At 55.5% G+C, this 19,839-nt stretch carries 18 protein-coding genes; 8 read left to right on the top strand and 10 right to left on the bottom strand.

All coding sequences use genetic code 11. The annotated features are described in order from the left end of the window. Nucleotides 1-17 precede the first annotated feature (17 nt). The 9 genes from OQ273_RS08580 to OQ273_RS08540 all read right to left on the bottom strand — a co-directional run bounded on the left by OQ273_RS08580 (nt 18) and on the right by OQ273_RS08540 (nt 8,635). Complete coding sequence (locus OQ273_RS08580) at nt 18-803, bottom strand: ABC transporter ATP-binding protein (RefSeq protein WP_267990034.1); 786 nt, start codon at nt 801-803, stop codon at nt 18-20. Beyond that, complete coding sequence (locus tag OQ273_RS08575) at nt 800-1,585, bottom strand: ABC transporter ATP-binding protein (protein WP_267990033.1); 786 nt, start codon at nt 1,583-1,585, stop codon at nt 800-802. The genes OQ273_RS08580 and OQ273_RS08575 overlap by 4 nt, the downstream gene beginning before the upstream one ends. Beyond that, nucleotides 1,582-2,682 (bottom strand): branched-chain amino acid ABC transporter permease, encoded by a 1,101-nt coding sequence (locus tag OQ273_RS08570; RefSeq protein ID WP_267990032.1) that lies wholly within the window; start codon nt 2,680-2,682, stop codon nt 1,582-1,584. Before OQ273_RS08570 ends, OQ273_RS08575 begins: the two co-directional genes overlap by 4 nt. A gap of 9 nt (nt 2,683-2,691) precedes the next feature. Next, a complete protein-coding gene (locus OQ273_RS08565) occupies nt 2,692-3,567 on the bottom strand; it encodes a branched-chain amino acid ABC transporter permease (RefSeq protein ID WP_267990031.1) in 876 nt (291 codons plus the stop codon). A 78-nt stretch (nt 3,568-3,645) separates the two neighbouring features. Further along, nucleotides 3,646-4,683 carry an alcohol dehydrogenase catalytic domain-containing protein gene (locus OQ273_RS08560; RefSeq protein WP_267990030.1) on the bottom strand — a complete coding sequence of 346 codons (1,038 nt, stop codon included), beginning with the start codon at nt 4,681-4,683 and terminating at the stop codon, nt 3,646-3,648. A 2-nt stretch (nt 4,684-4,685) separates the two neighbouring features. Beyond that, the gene (locus OQ273_RS08555) at nt 4,686-5,663 is read right to left on the bottom strand and encodes an NADPH:quinone oxidoreductase family protein (RefSeq protein ID WP_267990029.1); all 978 of its coding nucleotides are present in this window, start codon (nt 5,661-5,663) and stop codon (nt 4,686-4,688) included. 2 nt (nt 5,664-5,665) lie between these two features. Then, nucleotides 5,666-6,904 (bottom strand): acyl-CoA dehydrogenase family protein, encoded by a 1,239-nt coding sequence (locus tag OQ273_RS08550; RefSeq protein ID WP_267990028.1) that lies wholly within the window; start codon nt 6,902-6,904, stop codon nt 5,666-5,668. After that, complete coding sequence (locus tag OQ273_RS08545; RefSeq protein ID WP_267990027.1) at nt 6,897-7,655, bottom strand: TetR/AcrR family transcriptional regulator; 759 nt, start codon at nt 7,653-7,655, stop codon at nt 6,897-6,899. Before OQ273_RS08545 ends, OQ273_RS08550 begins: the two co-directional genes overlap by 8 nt. 41 nt (nt 7,656-7,696) lie before the next feature. Beyond that, a complete protein-coding gene (locus tag OQ273_RS08540; RefSeq protein ID WP_267990026.1) occupies nt 7,697-8,635 on the bottom strand; it encodes a UDP-glucuronic acid decarboxylase family protein in 939 nt (312 codons plus the stop codon). Nucleotides 8,636-8,842: 207 nt separating this feature from the next. Between OQ273_RS08540 and OQ273_RS08535 the strand changes: the two genes are divergently transcribed. Both OQ273_RS08535 and OQ273_RS08530 read left to right on the top strand, forming a co-directional pair. Further along, a complete protein-coding gene (locus OQ273_RS08535) occupies nt 8,843-9,877 on the top strand; it encodes a hypothetical protein (RefSeq protein WP_267990025.1) in 1,035 nt (344 codons plus the stop codon). 44 nt (nt 9,878-9,921) lie between these two features. Further along, the gene (locus OQ273_RS08530) at nt 9,922-10,602 is read left to right on the top strand and encodes an SDR family oxidoreductase (RefSeq protein WP_267990024.1); all 681 of its coding nucleotides are present in this window, start codon (nt 9,922-9,924) and stop codon (nt 10,600-10,602) included. 30 nt (nt 10,603-10,632) lie between these two features. Here OQ273_RS08530 and OQ273_RS08525 read toward each other — a convergent pair whose 3' ends face one another. Then, nucleotides 10,633-11,952, bottom strand: a complete 1,320-nt coding sequence (locus OQ273_RS08525; protein WP_267990023.1) for a UDP-glucose dehydrogenase family protein — start codon at nt 11,950-11,952, stop codon at nt 10,633-10,635. A gap of 162 nt (nt 11,953-12,114) precedes the next feature. Between OQ273_RS08525 and OQ273_RS08520 the strand changes: the two genes are divergently transcribed. The 6 genes from OQ273_RS08520 to OQ273_RS08495 all read left to right on the top strand — a co-directional run bounded on the left by OQ273_RS08520 (nt 12,115) and on the right by OQ273_RS08495 (nt 19,824). Beyond that, nucleotides 12,115-13,146 (top strand): NAD-dependent epimerase/dehydratase family protein, encoded by a 1,032-nt coding sequence (locus tag OQ273_RS08520; RefSeq protein WP_267990022.1) that lies wholly within the window; start codon nt 12,115-12,117, stop codon nt 13,144-13,146. After that, on the top strand, nt 13,136-13,747 hold the full coding sequence (locus OQ273_RS08515) for a histidine phosphatase family protein (protein WP_267990021.1): 612 nt from the start codon (nt 13,136-13,138) through the stop codon (nt 13,745-13,747). The genes OQ273_RS08520 and OQ273_RS08515 overlap by 11 nt, the downstream gene beginning before the upstream one ends. A gap of 84 nt (nt 13,748-13,831) precedes the next feature. Next, the gene (locus OQ273_RS08510) at nt 13,832-15,733 is read left to right on the top strand and encodes an ABC transporter ATP-binding protein (protein ID WP_267990020.1); all 1,902 of its coding nucleotides are present in this window, start codon (nt 13,832-13,834) and stop codon (nt 15,731-15,733) included. A 137-nt stretch (nt 15,734-15,870) separates the two neighbouring features. Next, nucleotides 15,871-17,643, top strand: a complete 1,773-nt coding sequence (locus OQ273_RS08505) for an ABC transporter substrate-binding protein (RefSeq protein ID WP_267990019.1) — start codon at nt 15,871-15,873, stop codon at nt 17,641-17,643. Between the two features lie 7 nt (nt 17,644-17,650). Beyond that, a complete protein-coding gene (locus OQ273_RS08500) occupies nt 17,651-18,649 on the top strand; it encodes an ABC transporter permease (RefSeq protein ID WP_267990018.1) in 999 nt (332 codons plus the stop codon). Continuing rightward, nucleotides 18,646-19,824, top strand: coding sequence for an ABC transporter permease (locus OQ273_RS08495; RefSeq protein WP_267990017.1), 1,179 nt, complete (start codon nt 18,646-18,648; stop codon nt 19,822-19,824). Before OQ273_RS08500 ends, OQ273_RS08495 begins: the two co-directional genes overlap by 4 nt. Nucleotides 19,825-19,839 lie beyond the last annotated feature (15 nt).

Genomic DNA, 19,839 nt, shown 5'->3' with positions numbered 1-19,839 from the left:
ATCCTCCTCCCTTCATGTCAGCGCCAGGTTTTGCGTTGCTTCCAGCGTCGCTGTCCGCGCTGCGTGTCCTGTTGTGCACCCAGATAGAACTCTTGAATATCCTTCGATTGTTGAAGTTTTTCAGCCTCGCCGCTCATCACGATACGTCCGAGTTCCATCACATAGCCATAGTGTGCCACATCAAGCGCCACCTTTGCATTCTGTTCTACCAGCATCATTGTCACATTCTGCTCCCGGTTGAGCCTGCTAATGATGGTGAAGATCTCTTTCACGAGCAGAGGACTGAGGCCGAGGCTCGGCTCGTCCAGAAGCATGATGCGCGGTTTGGCCATCAGGCCGCGGCCGATGGCGAGCATCTGCTGTTGGCCGCCCGAAAGCGTGCCTGCCTCTTGCAACCGGCGCTCCCTCAGGATCGGAAAATAAGTGTAGACCAGTTCCATATCAGAGGCGATCGCTTCATGATCGGAACGCGTATAGGCACCCATTTTCAGATTTTCTTCGACGGTCAGGATGGGGAAGATTTCACGGCCTTCCGGCACATGAACGACACCCCGATGGACCACGGCATCCGGCGCGCTGCCCTGGATCTCGTCCCCTTGCAGGGCGACGGTGCCCTTTTCCGGGTCCATAACGCCGGATATGGTCTTTAGCAATGTGGTCTTGCCCGCACCATTGGCTCCGAGAACGGTGACGATCTGCCCCTCCTTGACCTCCAGGCTCACACCCCGAATAGCCATGATCGGGCCATAGAAACTCTCAAGATTGTCGACCCGGAGCAGCGGAGCATTTGTGTTGTCACTCATGCGGCTTCTCCACTGTCTGTGTCATCGGAACCAAGATATGCCTCAATGACAGCCGGATCGTTTTGAACTTCCTGCGGCGTTCCGATGGCGAGCATGCGTCCGTCCGCCAGCGCCATGACCCGGTCGGACACCGCACCGACCAGATGCATGTCATGCTCAACCATGAGTACGGTAATGCCCATCACCTTCTTGATGTCCTCGATCCAGAAGGCAACGTCCTGCGTTTCTTCAACGGACAGCCCGGAAGCAGGTTCATCCAGCAGCAGCAGCTTGGGTTTGATGGCCAGCGCACGGCCCATCTCCACAACCTTGCGCACGCCGTAAGGCAGCCCGGAAATCATCTTTTCGCGATAGGCCTGAAGGTCGAGAAACTCGATGACATGCTCGACCGCTTCGCGGTGTCTGCGTTCTTCCTCGCGCACGAAGGGTGTGAAAATCATGTCGGTGAGAAAGTTGGACCGGCGATGCGTGTGGCGGCCGACCAGAAGGTTTTGCAGAACCGAAGCCTGTTCGAACAGCTCGATATTCTGGAAGGTGCGCGCGATGCCAAGTTGCGGAATCTCGTGCGCTTCGCGGTCCAGGATACTCTTGCCCTGATAGAAGATATCGCCTTCCGCCGGTGTATAGAACCGTGAGATCATGTTGAAGATCGTCGACTTGCCGGCCCCATTGGGTCCGACCAGAGCAAAGACTTCGCCTTCTTCGACATTGAAGGATACGTCATTAACCGCGACAAGGCCGCCGAAACGCAGCGTGACATTGGTGAGTTCCAATAGGCTCATCGTGTGCGCTCCGTCTTCAGGTAACTCTTCTGGCGGCGGAACATGTCCTTCCGATAGAAGGGAAACAGCTCGAAATAGGTGCGGATCTTGAACCAGCGGCCGTAGATGCCCATCGGCTCAAACAGAATGAAGCCGATGAGGATAGCGCCGAAGATTCCCTGTTCCAGGCCGGGAATTGTAATTGAGCTGGCTCCTGTCAACGAAGCGATCCCGTCCCTTGTGAAAGAGATCAAAAGCGGTAGCAGCACAAACACGATTGCCCCGAAGAATGCACCGTGAATGGTGCCAAGCCCGCCGACGACAATGATCAGCAGCAAGGTGATCGACATGATCAGGTTGAAGGTCTCATGGGTGAACACCGTTGCAAAATGCCCCATGAGCGCGCCGCCGAGCCCGGTGATCGTGCAGGAAACCGCAAATGCCAGCATTTTTGTGCGGGCGACGTTTACGCCCATGGCCTTTGCCGAAACCTCCGAATCACGCACGGCGGCGAAAGACCGGCCGAGCGGTGACCGTAACAGGTTGCGGTAGAGATAGACGATGACAAATGTGATCGCCAGCACAAGCCAATAGAGCTCCACCGGATTGCCATAGCGGTTGAAGGTGAAACCGAAGATCTGAATATCCGGAGCAAAAAGACCTGCCACACCACCGGTAATGGGTTCCAGAATGACGATCAAATCCTCGGCCAGAACCGAGATGGCGAGTGTTGCAATGGCCAGATAGATACCGTGCAGGCGTGTCGTGGGCAGTGCGATCAGGGCTCCAGCCACGCCCGCTGTCAGCCCCGAGAGGGGAAACGACAACAGGAACGGCATCGAAAAATGCTCCTGATAGAGCACGTTGGAATAGGCGCCAATGGCCATAAATGCGGCATGGCCGAGGCTTGCCTGTCCTGTCTGTCCCACGAGGATCATAAGCCCCATGCCACAGATCGCCCAGATCAGGACAAGTGTGGCTTCCCCGATCAAGAAATCATTCACGAGGAACGGCAGGCCTATCGCAATCGCAAACAGCAACAGATACCAGAAGGCTTGGGCATTGTGTTTGAACAGCCGGATATCGGCGTCGTATGAGGTCTTGAAAACGGTGCGCATCGCCAGCCCTCACACTTTTTTTGTCTGGATCTGGGAGAGGATGCCATGCGGCCTTACCACCAGCATCACAATCAGGATCAGATAAGGGAAAATCTGCGAATAGCCGGCAGGCATGTATCTGGCGGCAAACGGTTCAACCAGACCGATAATAATGCCTCCAAGAAGCGCACCGGGCAGGCTGCCGAAGCCGCCAATCACTGCGGCCGCAAACGCTTTGATGCCCAGAAGGCCGGCAGCCGGATCAATCGATCCCTTGGACGCAAAGAGGATGCCGGCAATTGTCGCGACAATGCCGGAAAGGCCCCAGATCAGCGAATGTATGCGCTTGACCGGAATACCCATGTAGTAGGCGGCAAGCTGGTTTTGCGACGAGGCCTGCATGGCAACGCCAAGCTTGGTCCGGGCAAAGAACAGGTAGAGCACGCCCGTCAGCAGGAGTGTGATGATGATCACCCATACCTCATCGAGGCCCAGTACAAGACCGCCAAATCGCAATTCACTGCCGGCAATAGGCGATTCCAGCGATTGCGGTTCGTGGCCCCAGATGGCGCCGGCGATAAAGCGGATGACAAAACCCAGCGCGATGGTCAGGATCACGACGGCAACCTGCGACTGGCCGAACATTCTGCGCAATATGACAAAGTCCAGCAGATAGCCGAGCACGCCCATGATCGAAATGGCCAGGAGAACCGACAGCCAGAAGGGCAGGTCCATATAATGGGCGTTGGTAAAGCCGAGTGTGATAAAGGCGCCCAGCATCATGAAGTCGCCCTGCGCGAAATTCACTGACTCTGTCGCCTTGTAGATCAACACGAACCCAAGAGCGATCAGGCCATAAACGCACCCATTGGCCAACCCGCTAACAATCAGTTGCAATATATCCACTCAATGGCCCTCCCAAAGCCCGAGTTGACGCTCGATCCGTTATGCGCTGCTGCGCATGCCTGCGTTTCCACTGTAAATCTACGGAACCAGCATGACCTTTCCATTGGCATTTTGTAGTGCGCCGGCCAGATCGGACATGGCGTCCTTGAGACCTATCTTGGCGCCGACTTCCGTTTGCCACTTACCTGACACAAAACGTTCCTGTACTTCGCCGATAATCCGGATTTGCTCGTCGAGCGGGGTGTTCATGAACCACCGCGTCAGCCAGAACCCCTCCACACGCTTTTCCATGAAGATGAACTGTCCCATCTCATTCAACACCGGCGGCGTCGGGTCGAGCTTGCCGTAGACCACCCAGCGTGCCCGGTTCGGCATGGCGGTGAAGATGTCGGAAGACGTCTGATTGGCGACCGCATCCAGCATCACCCTTGGTTTTTCGGACCTTATGATGTTCTTGAGCTCTTCTGCAAAACCGTCGCTGGAACTGTTGAGCACATGTTTCGCGCCAAGTTCCCGCAAATGCTCTTCCTGCTCCTGCTTGCGCACGATCGCGATCGGCGCAATATCATGATCGCGTCCGAGCGCGGTAAGCAGTTTGCACAGCTGGCTGTTGGCGGCGGTCAGTATAAAACTGCCGGTTTGCGATGCGCGGACAATGTCGAACATAGCCATCGCCGTAAGCGGATTGACGACATGGCCCGCCGCATCCTCATCGCGCATGTCGTCACGCACCGGAATGCAGACTTTGGCAGAGGTGATTGCATAATCGGCCCATGTTCCGGATCCTGCCGGATCGACCGTAAACGCAACACGCTTGCCCACCAGTGAGGTCGCATAGTCACCGTTCCCGGCAACCACTTCGCCAACGCCTTCAAAGCCCGCCGCAGCGCCCTTCACCCGGGGGTGTCCGTACTCGCCCTTGATATAATGAAGATCGGACGGATTGATCGATGCCATGGCCATGCGGATGAGCACCTGACCGTCCGCAAGTTCGGGCAACGCTATGGTTGCAGGTTCCAGATAAAGGTCCAGGCTTTCAATGTGCGGACCTTCGGACGTTCCCGAGTAGCCGTCATGCTTTTGCACCAATGCGAACGTCTCTTTGGGTAATGTCATCGTCAAGCTCCTTCAGGTACAAGAACGAGCTTGCCGACAGCGCCGCGGTCAAGCACCCTTGTCAGCACGTCGGCAGCCTGCTGCAGCGGATACCGACCTTCAATATGAGGTTTGACCTTGCCTTCAAGGTACCAGCCGATCAGCTCCTTCATATTGTCTGCATAGGTCTGCGGTTCGTGTTGTGTGAACGAGCCCCAGAAGACACCAACCAATGAGAATTCTTTCACCAACGTCAGATTGGCAGGCAGTTCCGGTATGCGGCCCGAGGCAAATCCAACCACAAGAAGCCGCCCCTTGCGGGCCATGGCGCGGCATGCCGCATCAAATGCATCCCCGCCGACGGGATCAAAGAGCACATCGACACCCTTGCCGCCGGTCAGGCCTTTCAGATCGTCCTTGAGGTTGTCGTAGCCAATGACGTCATCAGCGCCGGCAGCGCGCGCCGCGGACTGCTTTTCCGGGGAAGATGCCACGGCAATCACCCTTGCCCCCATGACCTTGGCGATCTGGATCGCGGCGATACCGGTCGAGCCGGCGGCGCCCAATATTGCAATGGTCTCGCCTGGCTTGAGTTCGGCCCGCTGCTTAAGCGCGTGATGAGACGTTCCATAGGCACATAGCAAGGCGCATGCATTGGCCGCATCCATGTCCGGTGGGAGCGGAAAGACAGCGGCCTGGGGCACAGCAACCAGCTCGGCATAGCCGCCCAGTTGTCCGAGCGCTGCGACACGGTCTCCCGGTTTGAATTTCTCCACCGCCGATCCGACTGATTCAACGATGCCGGCAACTTCCATTCCCGGAACAAAGGGCGTTGGCGGCTTCATCTGGTATAAACCCTTGACCAAAAGGCCATCAGGATAATTCACACCGATGGCCTCGGATCTGACCACCACCGTATGGTCCTTGACGTGCGGATCATCGATATCCTTGTATTCAAGGTTTTCCAGCGGACCATATGCCTCGCAAACGACTGCCTTCATGGTCAGACACGCTCCTGGGTGTATTGCTTCAGTTCCTTGCGGGCGACCTGCATGCGATGGACAGCATCCGGCCCGTCGGCAAGCCGCAACGTCCGCAATCCTGTCCATGCGCGGGCGAGGGGAGTATCCTGCGAAACGCCTTCACCGCCATACATCTGAACCGCTTCATCCGTTACCTTGAGTGCAACCCTCGGAGCCACCACCTTGATCTGGCTGATCCACGGCGCTGCAGCACGCGCGTCGCCCTGATCCATCATCCAGGCTGCCTTCAGGCAAAGCAGACGCGCCATCTCGATATCCATGCGGCATTCGGCAATGATGTCATAGTTGGCGCCAAGTTTGGCAAGTGGTTTTCCGAAAGCCTCGCGTCGAAGCGAACGCTGACACATCATTTCCAGGGCACGCTCGGCCTGTCCGATGGCTCGCATGCAATGGTGAATGCGGCCTGGACCCAGGCGTCCTTGCGCGATTTCAAAACCGCGTCCCTCACCAAGAATGAGGCTGTCCGCCGGTACGCGCACATCGGTGAAGCGTATATGCAGGTGGCCATGCGGTGCATCATCGTGACCATAAACCTGCATTGCGCGCAGTTTTTCGATGCCGGGCGTATCGGCCGGGACCAGTACCATAGAATGACGCTGATGCTTGGGCTGATCGTCGCCACCGGTCTTGACCATAACGATGTAGATTTCACAGCGCGGATCGCCCGCGCCGGATGACCACCACTTTTCTCCGTTGAGAACGTAGTCGTCACCGTCGCGCTCGCAACGCATGGCGATATTCGTAGCGTCGGAAGAGGCAACGTCCGGCTCGGTCATCAGGTAGGCTGATCTGATTTTCCCTTCCAGCAGCGGTGCCAGCCATCTGTCTTTTTGGCTGTCGCTGCAGTAGCGCTCGAGCACCTCCATATTTCCGGTATCCGGAGCCGAACAGTTGAAGACTTCCGCCCCTATGCTGGCCTTGCCCATTTCCTCCGCGAGATATGCATATTCTACGGTTGTCAGTCCGTAACCGCGATCTGAGTCGGTAAGCCAGAAGTTCCAGAGGCCTCTTTCCCTGGCCTTCGTCTTCAAGCCCTCGAGAATCTCGGTCTGTCGGGGTGTGTAAGTCCACCGGTCATCCTTGTCCACTTCGCCCAGAAATTCTTCCTCAAGCGGAAGAATCTCATCCCGCACCATCGTGCGAACCTCTTCAAGCAGCGGTGCGACCTTGTCGGTAATACCCAAATTCATGTCAGACATTTTCAGCAAGTTCCTCCGTCAACCCGAGACCACGCAGCGCAAACAGGGCGCACTGGCTCGCAATGTGCTCAATCGTACTCTCATCCTGACCTTCACGCTCCTGAAACCAGAAAAGAGGTGAATTCAGTGAAATAAACATAAGTTGTAAGGCAATGCTTGAGCTTTCGAAGTGGGCAATTCCTTCCTGTTTTGCTTTGTCGAGAACAGTACGGAAAATCTCCGCATAATTATCCCGCATAGACTGCAGTTCGATCAGAATTTCACGCTGCTCAGGCGTCGTCGCGCCGCGTTGCAGCAGTTCGACACCCTCCCACACGCAACGCTGGAAGGGCTGCGTGTGGATCATGGCCAGGCAATGGGTTTTGGTCATCCTCCGCAGCTTCTCGGCAGTTGGCATGGATTGCGATGCAATCGGCGTGATCGCATCGAAATTCATCTGCATACCGTGGCGAAACACATCAAAAAAAAGATCCGCCTTTGAGCGATAGTGATGATATATGCGTCCCTTGGTTGCGCCGAGACTGCGTGCGACGTCGTCTATGCTGGTTGCCGCGTATCCACGCGCCATGAAACATTTTGCGGCTGCGTTGAGAATGTCTTCCTGAACCGGGCGTACCGGGCTCTGTGTCGCCGATGCGGACATAGGCGGTGTTTTCCTCCTCAACCCTTTCGGGATTGCACCGGCCAATGACGGCCTCACACCCCTGTATTCTTTAACAGGAGAGGAACATACTACCGGGTATGTTGTCAATCAGCCATTCAGAGAAATCAGAACGGCTGCGACCTTCTGCATCAGATGTCGAGTGTGTGTCTGAACCAGGAAACGGTTTCACCAAGCCCGTCTTCAAGGTTGACCTTGGGCGCCCAGTCGAGGTCGCGTTTGGCAATAGTTATATCGGGACAACGTTGAATCGGATCGTCCTGAGGCAATGGTTTGAACACAATCTCGGACTTACTGTCGACAAGGGACAAGACCCGTTCTGCCAGTTCGAGCATTGAACATTCATTGGGGTTACCGAAATTAACCGGACCGGTTGTGCCATCGGCGCTGTCCATCAATGCCAGCATTCCGCCAATCAGGTCGTCGACATAGCAGAAACTGCGCGTCTGATTTCCGTCGCCATAGATTGTGATGGGGTCGCCCTGGAGAGCCTGAACAACGAAGTTGCTCACCACCCGTCCGTCATTCGGATGCATGCGCGGGCCATACGTATTGAAAATACGCATAACTTTGATCTTGACGCTGTGCTCGCGGTGATAGTCGAAGAACAAGGTTTCAGCGCAGCGTTTTCCTTCATCGTAGCAACTGCGCGGACCGATCGGATTGACACGTCCCCAGTAGTCCTCACTTTGGGGATGCACACGCGGATCTCCATAGACTTCCGAGGTCGACGCCTGAAGCACCGGAACGTCCAGCCGCCTGGCAAGATCAAGCATATTGATAGCACCGAGCACGCTTGTCTTGGTGGTCTGAACCGGATCGAACTGATAATGGACCGGCGAGGCCGGGCAGGCGAGGTTGAAAATCTGCTCCACTTCAACATTCAACGGGTCCACCACATCATGGCGCATCAACTCGAAGTCAGTGCGTCCAAGCAGGTGCTTGATGTTGTTGCGCTGGCCAGTGAAGAAATTGTCCACACACAAGACGCTGCCGCCGCGTTCCAGAAGGGCATCGCACAGATGCGAACCCAAAAACCCTGACCCGCCGGTTACGAGAATCTCGCGCATAATCTCTCCTAAAAAGATGTAAAGTATCGCAAGTCCAACCTAAACCAGCCGGAACGTTTGCGCTTTTTTGCCAATGGTTTATTGAATCATCACATGGGATACAACCGCATTCTTGGCAAGTCTCAACCTGCGCATTACAACGCGGCAGCAGCCTGCAAATGGGTGGGGGCACAGTGAACCTTTCTGACAAGGTTTGGGGATAAGCCGATGGGACTGAAAAGGCGGGTACGTCGGATTTCAAATCATCTCGGGGCCTATGGCTCCCTGTTGTCGTACCGGCTTCACGCATCCGGAAAAACCGAGGCGGCTTGCCGTTACGTCGGCAGCCATGGAATCAAGAAGACATGTGATTTCTGGACGGTGGACGGTAGCCCGCACCAAGCTATTCCGGCAAACGGGCAGGGTAGCCGTTCAGACACGCCGCCGCCCGTCATCTACGTCAAGACCGAATTTCTTCACAAGTTCAGCGAGAATTCTCTCGAAAGTCTCGACATGCCGTTTGTTCTGGTAACCGGTTGCTGTGACGTCGAAGCAGGACCGAGAGACCTTGAGCAGGAACTGCGTTCCCGTCTGCTGGACAACCCGAATCTTGTGTCCTGGTACGCCCAGAACTGCAACGACAATCACCCGAAACTGAGACCCCTGCCGATCGGTCTCGACTACCACACACTGACGTTCCAGATGCGCTTTGATCCTTGGGGCTATTTCGATACCCCCGTAGAACAGGAAAAGACGCTTGATACGATCAGGATTGCGGCACCGCGCCTTAAAGAGAAAAAACTTGCCGGCTACTGCAACTGGCATCATGCGTTGGATCGTGGCGACCGGTTAAGATGCATTAACGCTGTGGACTTTGATACGTTGGCGCTGGAAAGGCTTTCCGTCGAGCGTTCCACAAGTTGGAAGAACAATGCGACCCATTTCTTCACGCTCAGCCCGCTTGGCGCCGGATTGGACTGCCATAGGACCTGGGAGGCGTTACTGCTGGGGTCCGTGCCGATTGTTCCCCGCTCAGGGATCAGCAGTCTGTTCGACGACCTGCCGGTTTGTGTCGTTGATGACTGGAGTGAGGTGACGGTGAACTTTATGCAGCAGCAGAGGGAGCGGATTCTTGGTTCTCAGTTCGACTTCTCGTCACTCTATCTTGAGACATGGTTGGACCGGTTCCGGGGGCGGGCACGTCGCAATGCAAAGCGGCAATCGTTTCAGGACTTCGTCGACATGGCGCATCAGGGGCCGTGATCCTCGCACAGGGGCAGCCAGTCAGCGTGAAAGGGCAGAGTCATATGACCTATGATATGAACGGCAAACGGGTGCTGGTGACACATGCCGACCGGTTTATGGGACCGGCATGTGCAGAGGAGTTTTCCAAAAACGGCGCCGAAATACTCGCCGACGCCAGTGATTTGAAAAGCGATGAGGATTGCCAAAGACTGATAGAGGGCGCAGGACTGATTGACGTGTTGATTGTCAACCTGGCAGCGCCCAACCTTTACGGCACGCTTGTCACCGAACTCGATGAACCGGCCTGGCAGGAAACGTTCTCGCTACTGGTGCATCCTCTGCACGGGCTGGTACGGCATACTCTGCCTGAAATGATCGCCCGCCGAAAGGGCAAAATCATTGTATTCGGAAGCGCGACGCCGCTGCGCCCCATGGGAAGACTTGCCGCCTACAGCGCCGCCCGTGGCGCCCAGATATCATATGTCAAATCAGTAGGCGTCGAAGTCGCGCGGCATAACGTACAGGTGAACCTGATTGCCCAGAACTGGGTGGAAAACCCGGCTTACTATCCCCCCGATTTGCAGGCCAATCCGAAGTTTCAGAAAAATTTGAAAGAACAAGTACCCATCGGCCGGCTCGCAAAACCGGAAGAAGACGTCGCTCTGGCTCTCTTCCTGGCGAGTGACCAAAGCGATTTCTTCGTTGGACAGGCAATTCCCTTTGCCGGCGGCTGGGCAAGCTAGCGCTCACCGTGGTGGCTATTATGCTTTCGCTTATTGTGCAGGTGAGGCAGGGTCGCGCCCGATGCTTACATAGGTAAAGCCGTAGCGCGCCGGCTCCTTCCGCCGATGAATGTTCCGCAGATCGATCATCAGCGGCTCCGCCATCCCGTCCCGCAACCGTTCCAGTTCCAGCGCACGCAACACGTTCCATTCAGTCATGATGACGACGGCATGCGCGCCGATGGCTGCTTCATAGGGATCATCGGCCCAGACCACCTGCGGATAAAGCTTTGCCGCCGGTTCCATGGCTTTGGGATCAAAGGCGCGAACCTCCACACCGTTCTTGATGAGCAGTTCCACAAGCGGAAGAGCCGGTGACTCACGGATGTCATCCGTATCCGGCTTGAAGGCGATGCCGAGTACCGCGACAGTTTTGCCTTCGGGGTCACCAATGGTTTCGAGCACCCGTTCAGCCATCTTGTTTTTTCGATCTTCATTGAAAGAGATCGTTGCCTCGACGAGCGGCTGGTCGGTGCCAACGGATCTGCCAAAGGCGGCCAGGGCACGCGTATCCTTTGGAAAACATGATCCGCCAAAGCCGGGTCCTGCACGCAGGAACTTGTCTCCGATCCGCTGGTCCAGACCAATGATTTCCGAAACTTCGATAATGTTTGCTTCCACTTTCTCACACAGATCGGCAATGCTGTTGATGAAGCTGACCTTCATCGCGAGAAACGCATTCGAGGCGTATTTGCTCAGTTCCGCTCCGGCGAGTGACGTCGTGGAGATCGGCGTATCCTGAAGCTTCAGCGGCCGATAGAGCGCTTCGGCGACTTCGCGGCCACGTTCGTCGTGAACACCGATGACAACCCGGTCCGGCCTCATGAAATCCTGAATGGCTGACCCCTCGCGCAGGAATTCCGGATTGCTGACGACGGAAAAATCAAGGTCCGGGCGCAGTTTTGCAATCTGTTGCCTGACGCGCTCGCATGTGCCCGGTACGACGGTACATTTTACAATTACAACGGTTCCGTCTGTCAGGTGAGGAGCGATATCGTCAACGGCAGAGAACACGTAGCTCAGGTCTATGTCTTCCCCGCCGGCAATGGACGGTGTGCCAACTGCAAGAAAGACGACATCGCAATCCGGGACACATTGCGATACGTCACCTTCAAACTTGAGCCGATCTGCCTCGGCATTCAGGCGCATCATCTGCTCCAGTCCGGGTTCGTAGATCGGACTGATATTATCTTTCAACAACGCCACTTTGTCCGGATTGTTGTCGACGCAGGTAACGTGGAAGCCGAACTCGGACAGGCACACGCCCGTGACGAGACCGACATAACCGGTTCCGATAATCGTTATGATCAAAACAGCCTCATGCGCTAAATTTCGGTAGGGTGTCGACCTGTTGCATTGAACCTTGGGTCATGGCGTTTTCTTTGCCAGTGTGTGGCGGTATAAACAATTCGCAGAACAATTCCAAACCATATAAAGACACTTCGACCGTCCAGCACTGTGGAAACTTCATCTATGGCAGACCAGATATCAGCCCCGATCATTGTAACCGGGGCAGCAGGCTTCATCGGCTTTCATGTCACAAGGCTTCTACTGGATGCCGGCTACCGCGTCGTCGGCATCGACAATATGAACAGCTACTACGATGTCGGCCTGAAGGAAGCACGGCTTGCCCAACTCCAGAGTCGCAATGGTTTCGGCTTCGAACGTGTGGACCTTGCACAAAAGGATCCGGTGGCCACGATCTTCAAAAACGTTCGGCCATCACATGTCGCCCACCTTGCCGCACAGCCGGGCGTTCGTTATTCGCTTGAAAACCCGCATGCCTACGTGGACAGCAATATTACCGGCTTCCTCAATATTCTCGAGGGTTGCAGGGACAGCGGCGTTACGCATCTGGCCTATGCCAGCTCAAGCTCTGTTTACGGCAACAGCAACGACGTGCCTTACAGCACCCACCAGAATGTGGACAATCCCATAAGTCTCTATGCAGCCACCAAAAAATCAAACGAACTGATGGCGCATGTCTACAGTCACCTTTGGAATATTCCTGTCACGGGGTTAAGGTTTTTTACCGTTTACGGACCCTGGGGCCGGCCTGACATGGCGGCCTACCTCTTCACCAAGGCGATCCGTAACGGCGATCCCATCAAAGTATTCAACAACGGAGATTTGCGCCGCGACTTTACCTATGTGGATGATATTGCGAACGGTGTCGTAAAGGTCCTTCTATCTCCACCGCAAGGTGCCACAGAGACTTCGGAAGCGTCCGATGGCGAGGTCGCACCACTTTACCGGCTTTATAATATCGGCAACAGCGAGCCTGTCGAACTTCTTACGATGATCAAAACCCTTGAGAAGGTAACCGGGCAGAAGGCGGTCAAGGAGTTTCTGCCGATGCAGCCGGGAGACGTTTACGAGACCTATGCGGATACGTCGGACCTGGAACGTGACTTTGGTTTCAAGGTCCATACGCCGCTGGAAGAAGGCCTTACCGCTTTTGTGGATTGGTACGACCGCTACCATTCCGAGACCGGTGGCAAGTAAGATCGGCGATCATCCGGATATTATTCTGATACGGCACGGCCAGACCGAATGGAACCGGCTGGGCCGGTTTCAGGGGTCCAGTGACATTGCCCTTGATGACGTTGGCCTGGCCCAAGCCGAGCATATTGCACAGCGTCTTTTGGAATATCTGAATACGCACGGCCCCGATGCGGACGGCATTCCTATCCTCAGCTCGCCGCTTCGCCGGGCAAGACAGACCGCGAGGATTGTGGCACGGCGCCTGCAGACACAACCGGCCAATCTGCTTGAACTTCCGGAACTGCGCGAAATTTCGTATGGCGATTGGGAGGGTATGACAACACTTGAGGTCAAGGCGTCTTTCCCCAAGTTGCGCCGGGCACGCAAAGCCGACCGGTGGCGGTTCGTCCCGCCCGGCGGAGAAAGTCACGCGTCACGCCTTGCCAGTTTGAGAACACTGCTCGATGGTTTCGACCGCCCATCGGTTATTGTCTCCCATGCCGGAGTCCTGCGGATCTGCCTGTTTATTCTTGGTGTCACGGACGCTGAAAACGCTCTTGTTGAGCCGATTTCTCAGGATAAGATCTATCTGTTTTCAAAAGGGTCATTGGCACTGATATAAAAATGCTGCAAATATGGCCTAAACAACGGTGACGAAGCGGCAAGAAAAAAACGCTCGACCGGTTCACAGGGGAATAGGCGCTTAATGAATGAGGGAGTTTCCGATTTGCTGCGCGTGGAGGATCTGCGCGTTGGGATCGGATCACAGGGGACGAGGGTAGACGTCGTCAACGGTGTCAGCTTTCGGATCCCAAAGGGTAAGACAGTTGCGCTTGTGGGAGAGTCAGGCTCCGGCAAATCCATCATAGCCCAGACTATCATGGGCATTCTTCCTGATGTTGCCGAGGTGACCGGCGGGTCGATTAAATTCTACGACCCTCTGAATGGCGACGAGCCGGTCGACATTGTCAGCCTGCCGCGCGATGGCCGGCAGATGCGGCAATTGCGGGGAGGGCGCATCTCTATCATCTTCCAGGAGCCGATGACGTCACTGTCGCCGGTGCACACTGTCGGCAATCAGATAGACGAGGCGCTGTACCTTCACCGGGACGTCACCAAGGGCGAATGTCGTGAATTGACGGAACAGATGCTCGAACTTGTCGGGTTTCCCGACCCGTCCCGTGCCTACGACATGTATTCGATGGAATTGTCAGGCGGCTTGCGCCAGCGCGCCATGATCGCCATGGCACTGGTTTGCAATCCCGCACTGCTGATTGCCGATGAACCGACAACGGCGCTGGACGTGACCGTGCAGGCGCAGGTTCTTGCCGTTTTGAAGGATGTACAGCGTAAGCTCGATATGTCCCTGCTTTTGATCACCCATGATCTCGGCGTTGTCGCCAACATGGCTGACGAAATCCTGGTGCTTTATCACGGCGCCATCATGGAAGCCGGAACTCTGGAGGATATTTTTCACAACCCCACGCACCCTTATCTCAAGGCGCTCCTGGCCGCGGTTCCGAAGCTGGACATGGAACCCGGCGAAAAACTGGTGGCATTGCGTGAAGTGACCCAGCCCTTACCTGAATCGTTCAAGGAAAAGGCCCAGCAGAGATCTTACTCCAAGGACGACAACATCCTGACGGTCAGAAACCTGTCCAAAAGTTTCGAGTCGAAAAAGGGCAGCATGCTGGTCAGTTCAGAAGCCGACCGCGTCATTGCGGTCGACAATGTGAGCTTCAAAGTCCGCTACGGGGAGTGTTTCGGGCTTGTGGGCGAAAGCGGTTGCGGCAAAACCTCGATCAGCAAGCTGATCATGCGTGCGATTACGCCGTCTGGTGGTTCAATCTTGTTTAACGACGGCAAGGGTGAAATCGATCTCGCTGCGCTCCACGCCAGACAACTCTTTGATGTTCGCCGGAAGATCCAGATGGTCTTTCAGGATCCGTTTTCATCGCTCAGTCCGCGTTCCACTGTATTGAATATCCTTTCGGAGCCGCTGGAAATTCACGGCGAAGGCAACCGTCAGTGGCGAGCAGAGCGGGCGCGGGAACTGATGAGCATGGTTGGATTGTCGCCGACATTCCTGAACCGCTATCCCCACAGTTTCTCCGGCGGCCAACGCCAGCGTATCGGTATTGCCCGGGCACTTGCGCTCGATCCTGATCTTCTGATCTGCGACGAACCGGTTTCTGCTCTCGACGTATCGGTTCAGGCCCAAATCCTCAACCTCCTGATCCGTCTTCAAAAAGAGCTGAATCTGACGAGTATCTTCATTTCCCATAACCTAGCAGTTGTTAACTACGTGGCTGATCGCGTCGCGGTCATGCGTCGAGGACGAATCGTAGAGATCGCTCCTGGCCGGGTATTGTTCCAAAACCCCGTACACCCCTATACTCTAAGTCTATTGCAATCCATTCCCACAACGGATTTGGCTTGCCCGCTGGCGCTGGGACACGCCGATATCCTCTCATCCAGCGCATCGGAGAAGTGGGATGAACGGTTCATCCCGGAAGGACCCGGGGCGGAAATGCAAATGCTTGAGGTCGGCGAGGACCATTACGTTCTTGTGCGCCCAAACTGTGATACGACAAGGCTGGTAGCATGATGTTGAAGCACATTTCACTTGTAAGCAAATTCCTGGCTGTACTCTGTACAGCGGTTCTTACGGGAGCTGCGGCGGCCGCAGCGCTAAAAGAGCCGCCCATACTTGAACCAATGGTCCAGTCCGGGGATCTGCCGCCGATGAGCGAGCGTCTGCCGGAACAGCCGCTGGTGGTGAATTTTGAGGCCAATGGCCGAAGCATCGGCAGATATTGCTGCAGCATGGAAATGCTGATGGGCAAAGCCAAGGACATCCGCATGATGACCGTCTACGGTTACGCGCGGCTGGTTGGTTTCGACGAAAAATTTGCTCTCAAGCCGGATATCCTCGAAAGCTTTGAGGTGGAGGAGGGGCGTATATTCACCCTTCGCCTGCGTAAGGGGCATAAATGGTCCGACGGGCATCCCTTTACTGCAGAAGACTTCCGCTACTACTGGGATGATGTCGTCAACAATGAGGAATTGACACGCGCCGGCCTGCCGCAGGTACTGCTTTCCAACGGCAAACCGCCGACATTCGAGGTTATTGACGACCACACGATCCGCTATACGTGGGAGGAGCCAAATCCGGCTTTTCCGCTCGGTCTTGCCTATCCGCGCGCCACATATATTTACAAGCCCGCGCATTTCATGAAGCAGTTTCACCCCACCTACTCGGACAGGGGAGAAGTGGAAAAGAAAGCCGAAGAACTCGGCTATCGGAACTGGGCCGCAATGCATACGGGCCTTGGGCGGCAGTACCGTCCGGAAAACCCGGAAATGCCGACGCTGCAGCCCTGGCACAACACCACCGCCGGCCCTTCAAAGCGCATGGTGTTCCAGCGCAACCCTTATTATCACCGCGTTGACCCGGACGGGCAGCAGCTTCCCTATATCGACGAAGTCGTACTGCTGATGGGATCAACCGATATTGTGCCGGCAAAGACCGGCGCCGGCGAAAGCGACCTGCAAGCACGTTATCTGCGGTTCGACAACTTTACCTTCCTCAAGGAGGGCGAAGGCAAGCAGGGCTATCGCGTTCTTCCCTGGCGTGCCGGCATTGCCTCGCAGATTTCGCTTTATCCCAACCTGAACTACAAGGATGAGGCCTGGCGCGATCTTTTTCAGAACCGCGATTTCCGCCGCGCGCTTTCGATCGGAGTAAACCGCAACGAGCTGAACGAACAATTGTTCTTCGGCATGGCAAAGCCGGGTGCCGACACCGTCCTTGAAGCATCGCCGCTTTACAAGGAATCGCTTGGTACGAGCTGGGTTCAGCATGACACCGAACTTGCGAACAGGATGCTGGATGACCTTGGTCTGAACAAAAAGAATGCCGAGGGCACGCGCCTGCTGCCGGACGGACGCCCGATGGAAATCATCATTGAAAGCGCCGGCGAGAGCACGGAACAGACCGACGCGCTGGAATTAATCCGTTATCACTGGGACGAACTGGGCATACGCATCTTCACCCGATCGTTGCAGCGTGACATTCACCGACGCCGCTTTTTGACCGGCGAGACGATGATGACTGTCTCCAAGGGGCTCAATATCGGCCTCGCAACACCAGACCTCAACCCGGAAGAGCTGGCGCCTGTTTCACCCGCTCAACCAAACTGGCCGGTCTGGGGCCAGTACACCCAGACAGGTGGAAAGGCCGGCGAACCGCCAAGCCTACCATCCGTCAAACGCCTGCTTGAGCTCTATAACGCCTGGCGTGCATCAACCAATGACGCGCAACGTGAAGCCATTTGGTCGGAGATGCTGGAGATTTATTCCGAGGAAGTGTTCTCGATCGGCACGACCAGGGAAGTCATCCAGCCTGTCGTGATCAACAGCAAGCTGCAAAATGTGCCGGAGACGGGTATCTATTCCTGGGCTCCGTCATCGTTTTTCGGCGTATACCGGCCGGACACATTCTGGTTTGCGGAATAGAAGGTAGATGCTGAAATACATCTTTCTTCGTTTTCTCGCGATGATCCCCACGCTGGCAATCGCCAGCGTGCTGATCTACACGATTGTCGAACTTCCGCCGGGTGACTTCTTTGAAAGTTATGTCGCTGAACTTGAGGCCTCTGGCGAGACGATTGATCCGAAGAAGATTGAATATCTCAGGGTCGAATATGGTTTCGATAAACCGGTTTGGCAGCGATACTTCACTTGGGTGTGGGGTATGTTCCACGGTGATTTTGGTTACTCGTTCGAATATGAGCGTCCCGTATCGGAACTGATCGGCAGCCGGTTGTTCCTGACGATGCTGTTGTCTTTCGTGACAATCATATTCACCTGGGTGATTGCATTTCCCATCGGTATCTATTCGGCGACCCACAAGTATTCCATGGGTGACTACGGCTTTACGTTCCTGGGTCTTCTCGGCCTGGCAACACCCAATTTTCTTCTGGCGCTGATCATGATGTATTTCGCCAAGGTCTGGTTCGGGACGTCAATCGGCGGTCTGATGGATCCGAAATACATCAACGAACCGATGAGCCTTGCGAAATTCGGCTCCATTATGGAACACATGGTGATTCCTGTCATCGTGATCGGAACCGCAGGCACCGCGGCAATGATCAGACGCATCCGCGCCAACCTGCTCGACGAATTGAAAAAGCAATATGTGATCACCGCTCGAGCCAAGGGCGTGCCGCCGGTCAAGGCTGTTTTAAAATACCCGTTCCGCATGTCGCTGAACTTCTTCATTGCCGATATCGGCAGCATTCTTCCGGCAATTGTATCCGGTGCTGAGGTCGTCGCTATCGTCCTTTCACTGGAAACCACCGGTCCGCTGCTCATCTCCGCCCTGCAGAGTCAGGATATGTATCTGGCCGGTACATTCCTGATGTTCCTGGCCGTTTTGACCGTTATTGGCGTGTTGATTTCCGATATCGCGCTGGCGATCCTCGATCCGCGTATCCGTTTGCAGGGGAAGGCGCATAAATGACCAAGTCTTCCCTGCCGGAGCCCGGAGAGCAGATCAACCATTACGTATCCTCCGAGCCGTTTGATCCCCTGGCCGCAGAAAAGCTGACGCCGGAACAGGAGAAATTCTATTTCGCCTCGCAGCGGCAACTGATCTGGTGGAAATTCAAGCGACATAAGCTCGCGGTCTATTCGGCGGCATTCCTGCTCTTCTGCTACTTCGTCATTACATTCGCGGAATTCTTCGCGCCCTATGATCTGGCGCACCGTCACGTCAATCACATCTATGCGCCACCGCAGGGTATTCACCTTTTTGAAGATGGCGAGTTCGTGGGGCCGAGGGTTTACCAGCGTGTTCGCACGTTGAACCTGGAGGTGATGAAACGCGAATACTCCGTCAATTACGACAAAAGCTACGCGATCAATTTCTTTTGCAAGGGCGACCCCTACAAGCTCTGGGGATTGTTCGACGGGGACAGACATCTCTTCTGCGTAGAAGACGGCGGATCGTTGTTTTTGCTGGGAACCGACAGGCTCGGGCGGGACATGTTCTCGCGCATCATCTACGGCGCGCGCATATCGATCACCATCGGCCTGCTCGGCATTGCGGTCAGCTTTATCCTTGGCATCACCATTGGTGGCCTTGCCGGCTACTACGGCGGCTGGGTCGACGTGGTTGTACAGCGCATAATCGAAGTGTTGCAATCGATACCCAGTATTCCACTCTGGATGGCCTTGGCGGCAATCTTGCCGGTCACCTGGAGCCCGATACTGATCTATTTCGGCATCACGATCATTTTGGGTTTGCTGGACTGGACGGGCCTTGCGCGAGCGGTGCGATCGAAACTCCTATCCCTGCGAGAGGAAGACTACGTGCTGGCCTCGCAGCTGATGGGTGCCAAACCGCGGCGTATTATCCTGCGTCACCTGATACCCGGTTTCATGAGCCATCTGATCGCCTCGGCAACGATTACCATTCCGGCAATGATCCTCGGCGAGACATCGCTGAGCTTCCTTGGCCTTGGACTTCGACCCCCGGTGACAAGTTGGGGCGTGCTTCTCAACGAGGCCCAGAACATCAATGTCGTTGTACTTTACCCATGGCTCATTCTGCCGGTTGTGCCGGTAATTCTGGTGATCCTGGCATTCAATTTCATGGGTGACGGTCTCAGGGACGCAGCTGATCCATACAACTAGACGGGCCAAAAGAGG

The organism is Hoeflea prorocentri (assembly GCF_027944115.1).
GTDB lineage: Bacteria > Pseudomonadota > Alphaproteobacteria > Rhizobiales > Rhizobiaceae > Hoeflea_A > Hoeflea_A prorocentri.
Note: the sequence above shows the minus strand (reverse complement) of the source record. Positions and strands in the feature narration are given on the sequence as shown.